16 protein-coding genes are annotated in these 15,758 nt (G+C 60.9%); 5 read left to right on the forward strand and 11 right to left on the reverse strand.

Going from position 1 to position 15,758, the window contains the following annotated elements:
- Position 1: 1 nt before the first annotated feature.
- Complete coding sequence (gene hutG, locus P0M12_RS07525; RefSeq protein ID WP_007732746.1) at positions 2 to 970, forward strand: formimidoylglutamase; 969 nt, start codon at positions 2 to 4, stop codon at positions 968 to 970.
- A 121-nt stretch (positions 971 to 1,091) separates the two neighbouring features.
- Positions 1,092 to 1,250: a hypothetical protein gene (locus P0M12_RS07530; RefSeq protein ID WP_155419213.1), complete on the forward strand. Its 159-nt coding sequence runs from the start codon at positions 1,092 to 1,094 to the stop codon at positions 1,248 to 1,250.
- 522 nt (positions 1,251 to 1,772) lie between these two features.
- Here P0M12_RS07530 and P0M12_RS07535 read toward each other — a convergent pair.
- The 6 genes from P0M12_RS07535 to P0M12_RS07560 all read right to left on the reverse strand — a co-directional run bounded on the left by P0M12_RS07535 (position 1,773) and on the right by P0M12_RS07560 (position 7,637).
- Positions 1,773 to 2,681 carry an ABC transporter substrate-binding protein gene (locus P0M12_RS07535; RefSeq protein WP_007732747.1) on the reverse strand — a complete coding sequence of 303 codons (909 nt, stop codon included), beginning with the start codon at positions 2,679 to 2,681 and terminating at the stop codon, positions 1,773 to 1,775.
- Positions 2,682 to 2,692: 11 nt separating this feature from the next.
- The gene (locus tag P0M12_RS07540) at positions 2,693 to 3,433 is read right to left on the reverse strand and encodes an ABC transporter permease subunit (RefSeq protein WP_003939798.1); all 741 of its coding nucleotides are present in this window, start codon (positions 3,431 to 3,433) and stop codon (positions 2,693 to 2,695) included.
- Entirely contained in the window at positions 3,430 to 4,080 is a 651-nt protein-coding gene (locus P0M12_RS07545; RefSeq protein WP_003940005.1) for an ABC transporter permease subunit, read from the reverse strand. The genes P0M12_RS07540 and P0M12_RS07545 overlap by 4 nt, the downstream gene beginning before the upstream one ends.
- Positions 4,077 to 5,192 (reverse strand): ATP-binding cassette domain-containing protein, encoded by a 1,116-nt coding sequence (locus tag P0M12_RS07550; RefSeq protein WP_003940114.1) that lies wholly within the window; start codon positions 5,190 to 5,192, stop codon positions 4,077 to 4,079. Before P0M12_RS07550 ends, P0M12_RS07545 begins: the two co-directional genes overlap by 4 nt.
- Before the next feature lie 99 nt (positions 5,193 to 5,291).
- Complete coding sequence (locus P0M12_RS07555; RefSeq protein ID WP_007732752.1) at positions 5,292 to 6,764, reverse strand: aromatic amino acid ammonia-lyase; 1,473 nt, start codon at positions 6,762 to 6,764, stop codon at positions 5,292 to 5,294.
- Between the two features lie 198 nt (positions 6,765 to 6,962).
- Complete coding sequence (locus P0M12_RS07560) at positions 6,963 to 7,637, reverse strand: TetR/AcrR family transcriptional regulator (protein ID WP_007732754.1); 675 nt, start codon at positions 7,635 to 7,637, stop codon at positions 6,963 to 6,965.
- Between the two features lie 110 nt (positions 7,638 to 7,747).
- Here P0M12_RS07560 and P0M12_RS07565 point away from each other — a divergent pair, with 110 nt between their 5' ends.
- Positions 7,748 to 8,122, forward strand: a complete 375-nt coding sequence (locus P0M12_RS07565; RefSeq protein ID WP_007732755.1) for a nitroreductase family deazaflavin-dependent oxidoreductase — start codon at positions 7,748 to 7,750, stop codon at positions 8,120 to 8,122.
- 9 nt (positions 8,123 to 8,131) lie between these two features.
- On the opposite strand, the gene P0M12_RS07570 is transcribed toward P0M12_RS07565, so the two are convergent.
- The 4 genes from P0M12_RS07570 to P0M12_RS07585 all read right to left on the reverse strand — a co-directional run bounded on the left by P0M12_RS07570 (position 8,132) and on the right by P0M12_RS07585 (position 11,617).
- Entirely contained in the window at positions 8,132 to 8,683 is a 552-nt protein-coding gene (locus P0M12_RS07570; RefSeq protein ID WP_007732757.1) for a TetR/AcrR family transcriptional regulator, read from the reverse strand.
- A 27-nt stretch (positions 8,684 to 8,710) separates the two neighbouring features.
- Positions 8,711 to 9,397 carry an ABC transporter ATP-binding protein gene (locus P0M12_RS07575; protein ID WP_003939803.1) on the reverse strand — a complete coding sequence of 229 codons (687 nt, stop codon included), beginning with the start codon at positions 9,395 to 9,397 and terminating at the stop codon, positions 8,711 to 8,713.
- Positions 9,394 to 10,524, reverse strand: coding sequence for an ABC transporter permease (locus P0M12_RS07580; protein ID WP_003940527.1), 1,131 nt, complete (start codon positions 10,522 to 10,524; stop codon positions 9,394 to 9,396). The genes P0M12_RS07575 and P0M12_RS07580 overlap by 4 nt, the downstream gene beginning before the upstream one ends.
- A 142-nt stretch (positions 10,525 to 10,666) precedes the next feature.
- Positions 10,667 to 11,617, reverse strand: a complete 951-nt coding sequence (locus P0M12_RS07585; RefSeq protein ID WP_003940070.1) for a TauD/TfdA family dioxygenase — start codon at positions 11,615 to 11,617, stop codon at positions 10,667 to 10,669.
- Positions 11,618 to 11,792: 175 nt separating this feature from the next.
- On the opposite strand from P0M12_RS07585, the gene P0M12_RS07590 reads away from it, so the two are divergent.
- A complete protein-coding gene (locus tag P0M12_RS07590) occupies positions 11,793 to 12,560 on the forward strand; it encodes a MerR family transcriptional regulator (protein WP_269611045.1) in 768 nt (255 codons plus the stop codon).
- A 78-nt stretch (positions 12,561 to 12,638) separates the two neighbouring features.
- Complete coding sequence (locus P0M12_RS07595; RefSeq protein WP_042926109.1) at positions 12,639 to 14,195, forward strand: alpha/beta fold hydrolase; 1,557 nt, start codon at positions 12,639 to 12,641, stop codon at positions 14,193 to 14,195.
- Between the two features lie 2 nt (positions 14,196 to 14,197).
- Here the strand turns inward: P0M12_RS07595 and P0M12_RS07600 are convergent, their stop codons facing one another.
- Positions 14,198 to 15,718, reverse strand: a complete 1,521-nt coding sequence (locus P0M12_RS07600; protein WP_277377566.1) for an AMP-binding protein — start codon at positions 15,716 to 15,718, stop codon at positions 14,198 to 14,200.
- Positions 15,719 to 15,758: the final 40 nt, after the last annotated feature.

A 15,758-nucleotide genomic window follows, 5' to 3' on the forward strand; every position in this document is an offset into this window, starting at 1 on the left:
CGTGGCACATCAGATCGCAGTCGACATCGAACCCAAGCCGTGGACCGGGCGCTCCGACGGCACCACTGCCGAGCATCTGCGGTGGCATCATGCCGTGCAACCGTATTCAGCCGAAACAGCTCCCGGCGACTGTGTTCTGATCGGATTCTCCAGCGACGAAGGAGTCCGCCGCAACAAGGGCCGCCGCGGCGCCGCGGATGGCCCCGACGCTTTGCGAGCCGGGTTGGCTTCCATGGCGCTGGCCGAACCACTGCAGATTCAGGACGCCGGAACCGTTGCGGTGTCCGCTGAAGAACTCGAGGCCGGTCAAGCCGCACTCGGGAACGCCGTCAGCGCTGCGCTTGATTCGGGACACTTCCCCGTGGTTCTCGGGGGAGGACACGAAATCGCCTACGGTACATACCTCGGCGTCGCGGGCTCCGAGTTGCGAACCGCCGGAGCCAAACTCGGAATCCTCAACTTGGATGCGCATTTCGACCTGCGGGGCGATCCGATACCCAGCTCCGGCACACCCTTTCGTCAGATCGCCGAGGACGAAGCCGCGGCAGGCACCTCGCATCAGTACAGCGTGATCGGAATCAGCCAACCGAGCAACACCACGGCGCTGTTCGACACGGCTCACCGCCTCGGTGTTCGCTATCTGCTCGACGAAGAATGCGGAGCGATCGGCCGAGGCGTCGTGGATCAGTTCCTCGCAGACTTCCTCGACGACGTCGATCTGGTCTACCTGACCATCGACCTCGACGTCCTGCCTGCAGCTGTGGCGCCGGGCGTCAGCGCACCTGCGGCCTACGGAGTCAGCCTCGAAACCATCCAATACGTATGTGACCGAGTCACGTCCAGCGGAAAACTCGCGGTTCTCGATGTCGCCGAACTGAACCCGAGCCTCGACGTCGACAATCGCACCGCCCGAACGGCTGCTCGTCTGATCCACCGGACAGTCACGAAGCACGTGCCGGTTCAGCGCTAGCCTCGGCGCGCCTCCAGCAGATCTACGGGCCTGCCTGAAAACTGATTCCACGAGTTCTGTCCGAGCACTCCAAACTATGTCCTTTGCCACCTCACAAGTGATGCCGCCTTGCAGATTGCCGATGGCGGCGACAACGCCTGTCTCGGGGTACGTGATCGTTCCGCACCCCTCGGATGTGGATGCAGTCGGCAATCGTGAAGTCGAAGTCGACGAATTGCCCGAGCAGTACTCGAAGCCGGGGACACCACCGATCGCAGGAGGCCCGACCGTACCGTCGTGAATCGAAAAGCCGATCAACCCTCCGGGGTCGCCATTACCGACTTGCCCCGGATCACCGGTGGTGACGAAGATCGATTGGCCTGACTCAGTCTGAATCGTCCGTGTCGAATGATCGTTGCCGTAAACCGATTCGATCTGAGCGACGGTGGAGCCGTCACCGACGCCGCGGTCGGTCAGCGTTCCCGGCGGTGATTCGATGACGGTGACGCCCTCGCTGGTGAGAATTGCCCGTCCGGTGCCACCAGGCGTCGTGAACGGAACTACAGCGCAACTCGGAAACTGCATGGGCGTTCCAGCCTGATGCCAGACACACGCCGGCCACTACAACCGTGGTTGTAGTGGCTGCGCCGTTCCGAACTCGTCCAATGGGTGTGCGCGGTCGGCTTCTCGGCATGTCGGCATCCTTGGTCGGAACGGCTCGCCGCGAGGTCGAGGCATGCCTGACTTCGCGACGCTACCCCGAGCGGGGTCGAATCGATATCGTCTGTTCGGCCGACGACAAGGACGCCACCCCGGCCTTCGATCATGGCACCAGGGAGTTCTCCTGCAACCAGTCCTGAGCGATGTCACTCATGTCGTCGAGATCGGCAACGCGCTGGTTCATCTCGATGAGATCTTCGGTGGTCAGCGCCGCCGAAATCCCCGCGAGCACTGAGCGGACGTCATCGCGAGCCTTCAGCTCGTTGATGATCGGTGTGATGTTCTCCGCGAGGAAGAGGTGCTTCGTATCCTCGAGTGCAACCAAGTTCTCCGAGCGCATCGCAGGATCGGTACTGAAGACATCGGCAACCTGTATCTGCCCGCTCAGAAGCGCATTGAGCGTGAGGGGTCCACCTGCATCGAGTGCCAGGAACTCCCGGAATGTCAGGCCGTATTTGGTCTTCAAGCCGGCGACGCCGTTTTCGCGCGTCTTCCATTCCGGCGGTCCGCCGAGAGTCAACTCGTCGGCATGCTGCACCAGATCCTCGACGGTCTCCAGCGAATACTTTTCCGCCGTCTCCTGTTTGACGGCAAGTACATCCTTGTCCTCTGCGGGCGAGGGCTCGAGAGCCACCAGGCCCTTGGGCAATTTCGCATCGATTTCAGCGGATACTTCATCTGAAGCCGTCGCCGTTGTCTTGCTGTCCAGATATTGCAACAAGGCGCCGGAATACTCGGGGATCAGATCGATGGAACCGTCGCGCAGTGCCGGTACATAGAGTTCTCGGCTACCGATGTTCAACTTCTCGGTAACGTCGATACCGTTGGCACGAAGCGCTTCGGCGTAAATGGTCGCAATCAGTTGGCTCTCGGGAAAATCGGCGGAACCGATCACGATGGCGCCCTCAGCGCTACCGCCGCCGTCCGTAGCCAAGGGGTCCTTGCCGATTCCGCAGCTGGACAACGCAACCGCTGTCACGCCGACCAACGCGGCGATCAATACCTTCTTCATGTCGAACGTCCTCAGATCGGTGCGGGCTCAGGCACAGCAGTGCGCTGTGAGGTGGCGGCAGGCTTCTCTGTCTTCTTCTTCCGATCGCGCCTGGTCAGGCCAGGCGAAACGACCCGCGCAGTCAGTGCGCCGATTCCGAGATCGAAAACCAGGGCAATCAGCGATACCAGTACGGCTCCGGCCGCCATCTGGCCGTAGTCGCTCTGAGCTTTTCCGTCGATCAGCAACCGACCGAGCCCGCCCAACGAAATGTAAGCGGCCACAGTCGCAGTGGAGACGATCTGAAGAACGGCACTTCTGATGCCGGACAACATGAGTGGCAGGGCACATGGAATCTCGACCTCGGTCAAGATCCGCATCGACCGAAATCCCATCCCCCGCGCTGCGTCGACCGCAGCCTGATCGACCGCTCGAACTCCGGCATACGTGTTGGTGAGAATGGGAGGGATCGCGAGAAGCACCAGGACGATGAGGCTGGGGATCAGATACGCGAGTTTGTTCGGGAATGACGGCGCGATGATGAGAACCAGTAGGATCAGCAGACCGATGGTCGGCAGCGCTCGTAGCGAGTTGGCCAGTCCAGCAACAACAACGGAGCCTCGGCCCGTATGTCCGATGTAGAGACCGAGCGGGATCGCGATAACCGCAGCCACCGCCAGCGCGGCGAATGTGTACATCAAATGCTGAACGAGAAGGGTGGGGATGCCGTCCGGCCCGGTCCAGTGGGATCCGTCGAGAAGGAAGCTGATCATGATGTAGTCACTTTCGGGGTCCACGGCGTCAACAGCCGATTCGCCAACATGATGAGGAGATCAAGGATCAACGCCAGCACCAGACACAGAGCGATACCCGCGATGATGGGCGTGTAGAAACGCAACTGAAATCCCTGGGTGAACAAGGAACCTATCTGCGGAATACCCAGGAGTGCGCCGAGTGAGACAAGACTGACGTTCGAGACGACTGCGACGCGCAAACCTGCACAGATCACCGGAACTCCTACTGGCAACTGTACTTTCAACAGCGTCTGATACGGCCGGTAACCCATCGCCGTCGCTGCCAGAACCGTCTCCGGCGGAACCGAATCGAGCGCGTCGGCCACTACCCGCACGAGCAGAGCTACGGTGTACACGGTGAGCGCCACGATGATGTTCATCGGATCCAGAATCTTGGTACCCAGAATTGGAGGCAGGAGCACGAAGAGCGCGAGCGAAGGGATCGTGTAGAGCAATCCGGCCGTCCCCACCACGTAGGGATGCAACCGACGACTGCGATAGGCGACCCAGCCGATCGGCAACGCGACCACCAAGCCGATCACCAAGGGAATCAACGACAGCAGAACATGCCATCCCACCAAGTCCATGATCCGGTCGGACTGACGTCCAAGCCATTCGAAGTTCATCGGAGCGCCCTCCCCGCGTCAGCCAGATCGGCAGCCTCGATGGCTTCCACTGCAGCATGCGCAGTGACGGTTCCCACCAGGCGTCCGGCGTCGTCCACGACAACGCCCCGCTTGCTCGGCGCTGACAGCGCCGCATCCAGCAGAGCGCGCATCGTCCCGGTGGAATCAGCAAGTGTTCCACTGAGATTCAAGTCATCCGGGCGAATACAATCCGTGAGCGCGTCCGGCCTCACCCACCCGAGCGGCTTGTTCGCGGGATCCACTACCAACAGCCACGTATCGCCGGTGAGTGCGCGGGCCGCCGCAGCGGAATCGCCCAGATGCGCAACGGGTTCTGACACCGTCGGTAGGTCGCCGTCCAATGTCGTGAACCCCAACGATCGGTACCCACGGTCACGTCCGACGAAGTCGGCAACAAATTCGTCGGCAGGTTGAGTCAGCAATTCGAGGGGCGTCGCCGCCTGCGCAAGAATGCCGCCGGTACGCAGAACCACCACTTGATCCCCGAGTTTCAGCGCTTCGTCGATGTCGTGGGTGACGATGATGATCGTTTTTCCGATTTCCTTCTGCAGACGGAGAAACTCGTCTTGCAGCTGGCCGCGAACAACCGGATCAACGGCGCTGAACGGTTCGTCCATCAGCATGAATGACGGATCCGCAGCCAATGCTCGCGCAACACCGACTCGTTGCTGCTGCCCTCCGGAGAGCTGCCACGGATAGCGGTCGGCGAAGTTGGTCGTCAGACCAACCGTTTCGAGCAATTCCATAGCGCGAGTGCGAGATTCCTTTTTACTCGCACCGAGCAATCGAGGCATGGTCGCTATGTTGTCGACGATGGTGCGATGGGGAAAGAGACCCGCGTGCTGGATCACGTACCCGATGCGTCGACGCAGAAGGGCCGGATCCATTCCCGCCGTGGACTCGCCGTCGAGCGAAATCGTGCCTGACGTCGGTTCGATCAGCCTGTTGATCATGCGGAGTGAGGTCGTCTTGCCGCAGCCGGAAGGACCCACCAACGCGGTGATCTTTCCCGTCGGGCACTCCAGATCGAGAGCATCGACGGCAATGGTTCCGTCTGGATACGCCTTGGTGACCTTGTCGAATTTGATCATCTACGAACTACTTTCGTGTCGACCTGAGTCCGGACGCACCCAGGAGAAATGGTCGAGTTCCGTTCGAGCACACACCTACTTGTGATTCGGTCCACCTGCTTACTGGTCGAGCGGTTGAGAAAGAAAGTTCACGGCGGCACTCAGATCTGCACTGAGTGGCCGGTCTTCGGTCCTCGTGTCCAGCACCAAACGCGCACGCGCGAGGTACGCGCCGAGCTCGGTCGCCGGATCCAGCTCACGCTGTTGTTGCGAGAGTGCGCGAACTGCCGAGATCAGTTCACACGCCAGCACCAATCGAGATTGGGCAAGAATGTCCGCCAATTGAGTTGCAGCTTGGGATGCGAAACTTGCGTGATCCTCGGTGCCGCGCGAAATTACCGTGTGGCCCAACGACCCCGGTGCCGCCGACGAGCGGATCTCGGCAATGGCAGCAGAAGTCGTGTATTCGAGAAGCATGGTTCCGCTGCTGCCGTCGGGACCGTCTGCAAGGAACGCACGAAGGCCGGTGACTGCGGGGTCGGAGAGGTTGGCGAGCCGACATTGCGAGAGCAGGGCAGCACTGGCGACCGCCAACTTCGCCTCGTCGACTGCAAGGGCTATTGGCATTGCGTGGAAATTTCCGTTGTGAAACACCATGTCGTCTTCGACCGACACCAGCGGATTCTCCGAAGACGAATTCATCTCGATACTCAGCGTGTTCTGCAGTCGATGCACCGCTTGCCAGGTGGCACCCAAGATTTGCGGTAGGGCGCGAAACCCGAACGAGTCCTGAACTCTCACGGGTGTGATGTCGTGTGGTGCCAGCAGATCGCGAACCCGCTCTGCGACTTCCGCTTGACCGAAGTGCATTCTTGCCGACTGTACTTGTGCAGCAAACGGTTCGACAGAACTACGCGACGCAAGCACGGAAAGAACACTGACAACCAAGCAGTGCTGAAGCCACCCCGCGACTTCGATACTGGTGTCGCCGGCGATCGCCACCGTCATCGCATTGGTGGAAATGAACGGAAGCGCATCACCGTGGTGCGGAGTCCAACCGATTCCGGTGCGTCCGTCGCGAAGCGGGCTCTCACCGATCAGCCCCATGGCGATTTCGGAGAACGCACTCAGGTCACCCGTTCCGATCGCACCGCGTGCGTGCACTGTCGGCAGGTTCTGCGAAGCAACAGCAGCAACCAGACCGTCGATGATGTCGGGATGCATACCTGAGCCGCCGTTGAGGATCTGGTTGGTGCGGATGACGATCGCGGCGCGCACCACCCGGTCGGGGAGCCTGGGGCCCGATCCCGTTGCGTGACTTCTCAGAAGCCTCAGATCCTGCTGCACACCGTCGGAGACGGATGTTTCGCGATTCCCGCCCACCCCGGTAGTGCGCCCGTACACCGCTTGACGGGAGGAAACCCGAACCGCGGTCTCCCATGACCGCCGTGTGAGCTCGAGAGCCGCGTCGGCAGGTCGAATCACGGCCGGCTCTCGCGCGATTTCGTTCACCCGGTGAACCGACAACCCTTTCCCGTCGAGCAGGACATTGTCGTCTTCCGTCCGGTCTTCTCCAGGAAGACGTTCAGTCATCAGAACTCCATCGATCGAAGGACTCGGCCACCGCGGTCGGCGTGCATCACATCATCTACGTAATGTGCCTTGGGTCACTTTTGATGAATGTATAGTCCTGTATATACAGCCACCTGTCAATAGGGACACTGCAGCTCATCCGCATGCACACACCTTGCGTTACCCCAGTACGAGTGAGCAACTGGGCACGAATCGTCGCTATTCGAGGACCGGTGCCGCCGATGCGCGACGCGCCTCGAGCGCATCGAGGATGAGATCGAGACCGTAGGCGAACTCACTCGTGTGGTCGTAAGCCGGACTCAGACCGTGATCGACGATCATCTCGTGAAGGAAGGGCAACTCTTCAGCCGGAAGGTGCTCGAGGATGTCACTCGCAACCTCTTCGACGTCGACGGGCCCGCTGATCGGCAGATTCGCCTCCTGGAGAACATATCCGCCGATGTAGCTGTCGATCAGCGAGGCTCCGTGGGCGGCCATCGGGAGTGTGAACCCGGCCTTCCGGAGCACTCCGAGCACAGCGTCGAGATGACGCAGGGTCGCCGAGCCAGGGTTGCGTCGCGAATCCAGCAGACCGAGAGCCCAACGGTGCTGCGACAGGACTGTGCGAGCAGAAAAGGCGCGTCCACGGATTGCGTCTCGCCAATCCACACACTCACTGTCGGGCAGGTCGATCGCCTCGAAGACCGCATCGACGACGCCGTCGAGAATCGCATCTTTGTTGGGCACGTGGTGGTAGAGCGACATCGCCTCGATGCCCAGCTCCTGGGCCACCCGTCGCATCGTGACGGCCTCGACACCACCCGCGTCGGCAACGCGGATCGCACCCTCGATTACGCGAGTCCTGTTCAGCGACTGTCGCGGTTGCCGTGACACACAGACTCCCCTCGGCGGAACGAATACGTTGACAACCTTACATGCGTAAGTCACCCTTACAGGTGTAAGCCAGCCTTACGTTCGTAAGGCGCTCGCGAAGGGAGATCGCAATGCCGATGCCGAGATGGTGGGGACATGTCAACAAGCGAGTGTTCAACCCGCGTGCAATTTCGAGCGGTAGATGGCCAGTACTGACTCACGTCGGACGCACATCCGGCACGACCTACCGGACGCCCCTCGACGCCTATCCGGTCGAGGGTGGCTACGTCTTCATTCTGGTGTACGGATCAGGCTCGGACTGGGTGCAGAACGTCCTGAAAGCGGGAAGCGCTCGACTGTCGGTCGACGAGACGGAGGTGAGCCTCGGCACCCCACGCCTCGTCGCGAAAGACGAAGCATTTCAAGCACTTTCCTCAGACGTGTCCCAACCCCCGAGGCTGCTCCGCATCACCGAGTACCTTCGGATGGATCTGATTACGGCCTGAGGGTGCCCGTCATGCGAGGACCTCACGCACGGCGGACCTGACTTCGTCCATGCTGCAACCGGATTCGATCAGTTCAGTACCCGTATGCACCAGCGAGTTGATCAACTTGGCGGTGAGCTTCGGGTCCGACACGCCACGGAGGCGAAGGGCCTCGACCAGCGGAAGCACAAGACTGTCGTGCATTTCCATGATCCGCGAATCTCGAAACGTTTGTGGGGTCAGCGTCGCCAGCGCTCCGACTATCGCATGCTCCCCGTCGGCAACCAGTTGGAGGTTTGCCTCAACGTACGCCCATACCGGATCGTCTGCGCCTGCCATCGCCTCGACGATCTTGTCGTTCCAGCGCGGGAACATGTCTTCGACGACGGCACTGAGGAGATCTTCCCGGGACCGGAAGTAGTGGTAGGCACTCGACCTGGCGAGCCCTGCCTTCGCTGCCACCTCACCGAGCCCCGGCGGCCGGTCCGGGGCCTCGGACAGAAGAGCGTGTGCAGCGTCGAGGAGGGCACGGCGCTGAGCAGCACGATGCTCGACCACAGTGGGCGCATCGATCCTCGGCACCGAATCTCCTCCAGTCCCCTCGCGGGCTTACTCGCTCTGACGCAACCGACCGTCAACCATTTCGAGGATGCGGTCGCAGTGCCCGAGCACGTCGTGATCGTGGGTCACCATGATCGTAGCGACGCCGGCCTCGTGAGTTTCGCGCGAGAGCAGTTCGACCACCTCATGGCTGCGTTTGCGGTCGAGAGCAGCCGTCGGCTCGTCGACGAGCAGTAGCGAGGGATTGCTCATCAATGCCCGAGCGATACCGACGCGCTGGCGTTCACCGCCGGAGAGTTGACCGGGTCGACGATCTGCACGGTGACTCATACCGACCGAGTCGAGCAACTCCTCGGGATCGCGACCCGGCCGCCCCGTGAGCTTGGGAATCAGCCGAAGCTGATCGCGCGCCGTCAGCGCTGGAATCAGGTTGCCGGACTGAAAGACGAAGCCGACCTTGTCTCGTCGAAGTTTGGCGAGAGCACGGGCCGGCATCGCCGACACGTCCACGCCGTCGATGACAATCGTTCCACTCGACGGCCGACCGAGTCCGCCTGCCACAGCGAGCAAGCTCGACTTTCCAGCGCCTGACGGTCCGACGATCGCGACAAGTTCGCCGCACGAGACCTCCAGGTTCACGTTGTCGAGGGCGAGCACGGTGGAGTCACCGTCACCGAATCGAAGACTGACAGCGGTCAATACCAATCCGGTTGTGGTCTTTTCGACTGTGGTCATCGGTTTTCTCCCAATGCGGTGAGCGGGTTGACACGGGTAACACGGACGATGGCAACGGCTGCGCCGACCAGCCCGAGTACCGCCAAGAGCACTGCGCCGTTGACGACTGGGCCGGACTCGAGGGCGAACGGCATCCCCCCGCCTTCGAGCCCCGAACCGAGCCCCAAGCCCAGCAACACACCGAGGCCGATGGAACCAAGCAGCACTACCAGTGCCTGCGCCATGCCGTCACGAAGCAGGAAGCCGGTAGAGGCTCCCATCGCGCGCAACACTGCGAGTTCACGACCGCGCTGAACCGTCCAGATACTGAAGAATGCACCGACCACCAGGGCCGAAATCGCGTACAGAAACGCCTTGATCATCGACATTGTCATCATTTCCGCGGAGAACCCTGGTGAGGAGTCGAAAGATTCCTCGAGCGTCTTTGCGGACGTTCCCGCCGCCGCATCGCCCGACACGAGGTCCGGCAACGCGCCACCAACGCCCCGAATCGCAACAACACTTGCTTCGGAATAGGCACTGGCATTGGCGGTTTCGCCGATCTTGGCACCGGCGTGAACCTCCTGCCAAGTACGCAGGGGCAGGTAGGCGACGTCGACGTGACCGAAAGTGCGCTTGTCTTCGGTGAATCCGACAACTGTCAGCTCCGTACCGAGTCGATCGAGTATCACGGTGTCACCGATCGCAACACCGTCGTCACGGAAGGTAGAGCTGACGATGATGTCCGTGTCGGCATGCAGCCCCCTCCCGTCGGCGGAGACGGGCTCGAGGAAGGAGCCAGGTTCGATGCCGAAGAGCGTGAGATCGACAGGCGTGCCACTGCGAGTTTTTGCATTGACGATCATGTTGCCGAAGAGCTCGGCGTCTTGGACATCGGGTTGCATACGCCATGCCTGCGCCTGCTCCTCGGTGACGACCGAGCGCGAAAACGCCGAGTCGGCTTTGGTGTCCGGCGCGAAGGCAAACGCCTGAATCGGCGTCCGCTGCAAAGCGGAGACACCGTCATTTACCAGTCCGGACGAGAGGCCGGACAGAATCACCATCAGGATCGAGATGAGGGCAACCACGGCACCCATCAAGAGGAATCGATTTCGCGCAAACCACAGTTCACGCAGGGCGAGGAACATTCGGGAAGCTCCAAAGTCGTCGATACGAGTCACGCCGACTTTTATCGACGCCTTGTCGAAATCATATCGACAAGGCGTCGAAAAACTATGTGAGGTGCGTTACTACTTCCCATAGTAGACACTCGAGGCGCTGAGCGTCGTATCAGCCCCCGACGCCCACCGGTCGATCCCCGACAATCGAGATTCGATCCATCACACGACGAGCCGGGAAGTAGTCACTGGCCGCGTAGTGCTGGCAGGTCCGATTGTCCCAGAAGGCAACAGTATTCGGCTCCCACTTCAAACGGACCTGAAATTCCGGACGATTGACGTGGCGATACAGCATCGTGAGAAGTTCGTTCGATTCTTCTTCTGACACACCCAAGATCCGTTGCGTGAAGGTCATGTTGACGAACAACACCCGCCTGCCACTTTCCGGAATGATCCGAACCACCGGATGCTGCACAGCGGGGAACTTCGGACGCAACATCTCGACCGCATCCACCGGCATCGACCTGCCGAACGAGTTGATCCAATCGTGTTCTGCAACAAGCGGGTCGATACGCTTCTTGATGTCTTCAGGAAGCAGATCGTAGGCAGCTGCAGTATCGGCCCACAAAGTGTCACCACCCACCTCCGGCACCTCCACCGCACGAAGAACTGCTGCGAACGAAGGAAACTCGTGCCACGTAACGTCGTTGTGCCAGTTGTTCTCGACTCCGCCGACCATCGCATCCTTCGCCAGTGTCGTGACATCGACGTCCGTCTGCCCGGGCTGCGTGTACTTGAAGAACGGATGCTGTTCGAGATCGCCCCAACGCTCGGCAAAAGCTCGATGTTCCGCTCGGTCGAGGTCCTGATCGCGGAAGAAGAGGACTTTCCATTCGAGGAGAGCTCGGCGGAGTTCCGCAATCACGGCATCAGACAGACCCCCGCCGAGTCGAATACCGGAGATTTCCGCTCCGATCGTCGGCGCGACCGCCTTGACCGCAAGGTGTTCGTACGGTGCCGGATCTACCGACTCGGGATTCCGGCGAGCAACGAGTGGACCGTACGCAGCAAGCGGGTCGGTGGGGATCGGAAAGATTGTTGCCGCAGGAAAAAGGGTAGCCATCAGGGCACTTCCTCGAAATCGACGATGTCGTAAAGGACAAAAGTCAGATTAAGTCCGCCTCCTTAAAGTGTCAACGGTCACGTTCTCCGGCGCGAATCTTGACCCTGACGCCGCGTCAAGGTTGGAGAATGGTTTTCACAGACGGAATCCGATTCGATCACGGGAGGGCAGGGCGATGATGACCATCGGCGAGCTGGCCAAATTGGCCGGCACCACCGTCAGATCCGTGCGCTACTACCACTCGAACGGCCTTCTCGAAGAACCACAACGCCAACCCAACGGCTACCGCATGTACCGGGCGGTGGACCTGGCACGACTGAGTCGCATCCGCCGCCTGCGCGATCTGGGGATTCCTGTTGCCAAGATCGCCGAACTACTCGACGGCGACGCTCACGACACTCGGTCCGCACTCGATGCCCTCGACAAGGAATTGGCGACGAAGGCCGAACAGATCGCTGTTCAGCGTGCGCACATCGAGTCGCTACGCCGCAATGCCGATCCTGAACTACCCGACGCGTTTTCGGAAGTGCTCGCACAGTACGTCGTTGCCGGTGCGCCGACAGCGTGGATCGACAACGAGCGTGAACTTCTGATCCTCGCACTCACGGTCTCCGGGGGCGATCCCGAGGTCTGCGATTCACTCCTGTCCGCCCATCGCCGGGTATTGGCCGAGCCGAACCGCGAGCAGGCCGTCGAATTGATAACTCGCATGTATGCCCTCGCCGACGCACCGGCTGACGCGGACACGATTGCGGCCCTTGCCATTCAGTTCTGCGACTTCACCGAGAGCGTGCTACCCGAACAGGCTGCACCGGAGGACGCTTCCCCCACCCGGCTGGTAGCGGTACTGCGCGAACACCAAGCGGATCGACGAACCGTCACCCAGGAAAGATTCGCGAAGGCTGTGGCCGCGGAATTCGCCGCCCGTCAATCCCGCCTCTGAAAACCCCTGATCAACCCCCACATTCGAAGTGGGGTGACCAACACTGCCCGAAAATGGGCTCAACGCAAGGACACGACAATGACTGGATTCACCATGCCCAGATCACGCATGCCTCGACCACGAAGGTGGCTGGCTACCACAATCGCCGCTGCCGCGCTCGCCGTACCTGCATTGGCGGCGTGCTCGGATCCTGCTACTCCGCAGGAAGATCCACAATCGAATCTCAGCGCGTTCTACGAACAGGATCTCGAGTGGGGGCCATGCGCCACAGACACCGGAGCGTCGACCGCAAGTGAATGCGCCATGGTCACAGTACCTTTGGACTATTCCGTCCCTGACGGCAAAACGATCGAAGTGGCGATCTCGCGGGTCGCATCCACCGACCCCGCACAGCGACGCGGGATCCTGCTCACCAACCCCGGCGGCCCGGGTGGCCGAGGACTGGGATTGCCCGAGATTCTGAATGCGGGCATGACACCGGAAGTCGCAGCGGCATACGACGTCATCGGCATGGATACCCGAGGACTCGGCAAGAGCACACCGATCGACTGCGGCGTCGAACAGATGACATGGATGCGGTCGCCGGGCACCACGGACGAGGGATGGAACGAGAGTGTTGCGCTCGCACGCGAGGCCGCTGACACATGCTGGGACAAGTACCCGGACTATCTGCCGCACATCAATACTCAAAACATCGCCCGAGACCTCGACGTGATTCGTGGCGCCCTCGACCAGGAGAAGGCGTCGTACTTCGGGTGGTCGTACGGTACATACCTCGGTGCAACCTATGCTCAAATGTTCCCGGACAGGATCGACCGTGTGGTTCTCGACAGTGCACCGGATCCGAAGAAATACGGATACGAGATGTTCCAGGACATGGGCCCGGCCAACGAGAAAGCGATCGACGGATTCTCGCAGTGGGCAGCAGAACACAACTCCACCTATGCACTCGGATCGACGCCCGCCGAAGTTCGCGCCCTCATCGAGAAGCTGATCTCGGACGCGGCCACCACTCCGATACAGATCGGTGACCATGCCGTCGACGATCACGTCCTTCCATTCCTGATGTACGTCAACGGAACCGGCGACACCGAGAAGGAAAGTGAGGCATTCGCACAGGTATTGGTTCAGTTGCGCGATCTCGCCGCAGGCAAGACCGTCGAGAACATCCATCCCCAGCTGACGGGATTGATGCAGGCATGGTTCCAGACCGAACTGGGAACCGGTCCTGACTATGCCGGGACAATCGCCATCGTCTGCGGAGACGTATCGATGCCGAGCGATCCCCAGTGGTACCGCAACAAGTTGGAGGAGCACCGTGATGATCAGCCGATCTTTGCCGGCACACACAACACGATCATGCCGTGCGCGTTCTGGCGCAGTGAGGCCCCTACGCGGATCGACATCGACAACAACGTTCCGGCATTGCAGATCCAGGCAACCGGTGACACCCGCACGACGTACGACGAAGGCCTCGGCATGCATGAAGCGATGAAAGGCTCACGGCTCGTGACAGTTCCAGGCCGCACTCATGCGGTGTTCCCGGGCTACGCGAATACTTGCGCGAACGCCGCCGTCAACTCGTACCTGCTCGACGGCTCACTGCCGGCCGAAGACGTGGTGTGCGAGTCGTGACCTCAGCCCGTCAGATCGCTCTTGATCTCGTTCTTGAGAACTTTGCCGACCTTGGAGCGAGGTAGATCGTCCCAGACGATCACTTGCTTCGGAGTCTTCACACTTCCGATGCGAGCCTTCACGAAAGCCATCACCTCGGCGCCGTCGATGTCGGCGCCGAGGTGCGGTTGCACCACTGCCACAACGCGTTCGCCCCACTTGTCGTCCGGCAACCCGATCACTCCGCAGTCCTGAATCCCCGGATACGCCATGAGTGCCTGCTCCACCTCGACCGAATAGACGTTGAAACCGCCGGTGATGATCATGTCCTTCGCACGGTCGACGATGAACAGGAAATTGTCCTCGTCCAGGTACCCGATATCGCCGGTGTGATGCCAGCCGTGGGCTGACGCTTCCGCGGTTGCGTCGGGGTTCTTGTAATAACCCGCCATCACCAACGAACTGCGAATCACCACCTCACCACGCTCGCCATGTCCGAGCAGCGCGCCTTTGTCGTCCATGATCCCCACTGTCACCAACGGCGACGGTCGACCCGCCGACGAAAGTCGTGACGTTGCGACAGTGCCGTCCGAGCCGAAGTGCTCCTTCGGTGACATCGTCGAGATCATCATGGGGGCTTCACTCTGCCCGAACAGCTGAGCCATGACCGGGCCGATCTTGTCGATCGCCTCCGCGAGTCTGGTCGGGGAGATCGGCGCCGCTCCGTACCAGAAGCATTGCAGCGAGCTGAGATCCGTGGCCGACAGGGCCTCGTGCTCGAGCAGCATGTAGATGAGCGTCGGCGGCAGGAAGGTGTGAGTCACCTTGTGCTTCTGAACGTTCGCGAGGAAGTACCCGAGATCGGGCTTCGGCATGATCACCACTTCGCCGCCGAGGGCCATGATCGGGAAGCACAGAACACCGGCGGCGTGAGTCAACGGTGCCAGCGCCAGATACACCGGGCACCCCTCGAACGGATAACTCATCAAAGTGATTGCGGTCATCGTCTCGATGTTGTGCCCGGTCAACATCACTCCCTTTGGCCGTCCAGTTGTACCACCGGTGCCGACCAGCATGGTGACGTCGTCGGGCGCCGCGACGTCGAGTTCGTCTTCCCCGAGCCAGCTTTCGAGAGATTGTGCCGATTCCGATTCGCCGTCGATGCAGACGAGCGTCACCAACTGGGGAAGCGCATCCTTGATCTGGTCGACTAGCGGCGCATAGGACTTCTGGAAGAACAGAGCGCGACAATCGAACAAATCCAACAGGTCTCGGTTTTCCGCAGCTTCGTTGCGAGGGTTGATCGGGCACCAGACTGCACCAGCCCTACTGATACCGAATACGCAGGAGAACGAGATCGGGTCGTTGCCGGACAGAATCGCGACCTTTTCGCCCGGCGCGATGCCCGAAGCCGCGAGCGAAGCTGCGAAGCGTCGGCTGAACTGTTGCACCTCGCCGTAGGAGAGAGTGCGCTCCCCCATCGTCAAACACGGTGCGGTGGAACCAAGAGAGGCTCCCTTGTCGAGATAGTCGGTCAAACGCATGGGGAGCCTCCAGGGCGGGGCTCCCGGCGCGCTACACGCC

Origin of the sequence: Rhodococcus sp. RCBS9, assembly GCF_029457415.1 — a bacterium.
GTDB lineage: Bacteria > Actinomycetota > Actinomycetes > Mycobacteriales > Mycobacteriaceae > Rhodococcus_F > Rhodococcus_F qingshengii.

Bases quoted from the DNA above. Each gene is read 5' to 3' on its own strand.
- P0M12_RS07530 (WP_155419213.1), top strand. From the start codon at position 1,092: ATGGCGGCGACAACGCCTGTCTCGGGGTACGTGATCGTTCCGCACCCC.
- P0M12_RS07535 (WP_007732747.1), bottom strand. From the start codon at position 2,681: ATGAAGAAGGTATTGATCGCCGCGTTGGTCGGCGTGACAGCGGTTGCG.
- P0M12_RS07540 (WP_003939798.1), bottom strand. From the start codon at position 3,433: ATGATCAGCTTCCTTCTCGACGGATCCCACTGGACCGGGCCGGACGGC.
- P0M12_RS07545 (WP_003940005.1), bottom strand. From the start codon at position 4,080: ATGAACTTCGAATGGCTTGGACGTCAGTCCGACCGGATCATGGACTTG.
- P0M12_RS07550 (WP_003940114.1), bottom strand. From the start codon at position 5,192: ATGATCAAATTCGACAAGGTCACCAAGGCGTATCCAGACGGAACCATT.
- P0M12_RS07555 (WP_007732752.1), bottom strand. From the start codon at position 6,764: ATGACTGAACGTCTTCCTGGAGAAGACCGGACGGAAGACGACAATGTC.
- P0M12_RS07565 (WP_007732755.1), top strand. From the start codon at position 7,748: ATGCCGATGCCGAGATGGTGGGGACATGTCAACAAGCGAGTGTTCAAC.
- P0M12_RS07575 (WP_003939803.1), bottom strand. From the start codon at position 9,397: ATGACCACAGTCGAAAAGACCACAACCGGATTGGTATTGACCGCTGTC.
- P0M12_RS07580 (WP_003940527.1), bottom strand. From the start codon at position 10,524: ATGTTCCTCGCCCTGCGTGAACTGTGGTTTGCGCGAAATCGATTCCTC.
- P0M12_RS07585 (WP_003940070.1), bottom strand. From the start codon at position 11,617: ATGGCTACCCTTTTTCCTGCGGCAACAATCTTTCCGATCCCCACCGAC.
- P0M12_RS07590 (WP_269611045.1), top strand. From the start codon at position 11,793: ATGATGACCATCGGCGAGCTGGCCAAATTGGCCGGCACCACCGTCAGA.
- P0M12_RS07595 (WP_042926109.1), top strand. From the start codon at position 12,639: ATGACTGGATTCACCATGCCCAGATCACGCATGCCTCGACCACGAAGG.
- P0M12_RS07600 (WP_277377566.1), bottom strand. From the start codon at position 15,718: ATGCGTTTGACCGACTATCTCGACAAGGGAGCCTCTCTTGGTTCCACC.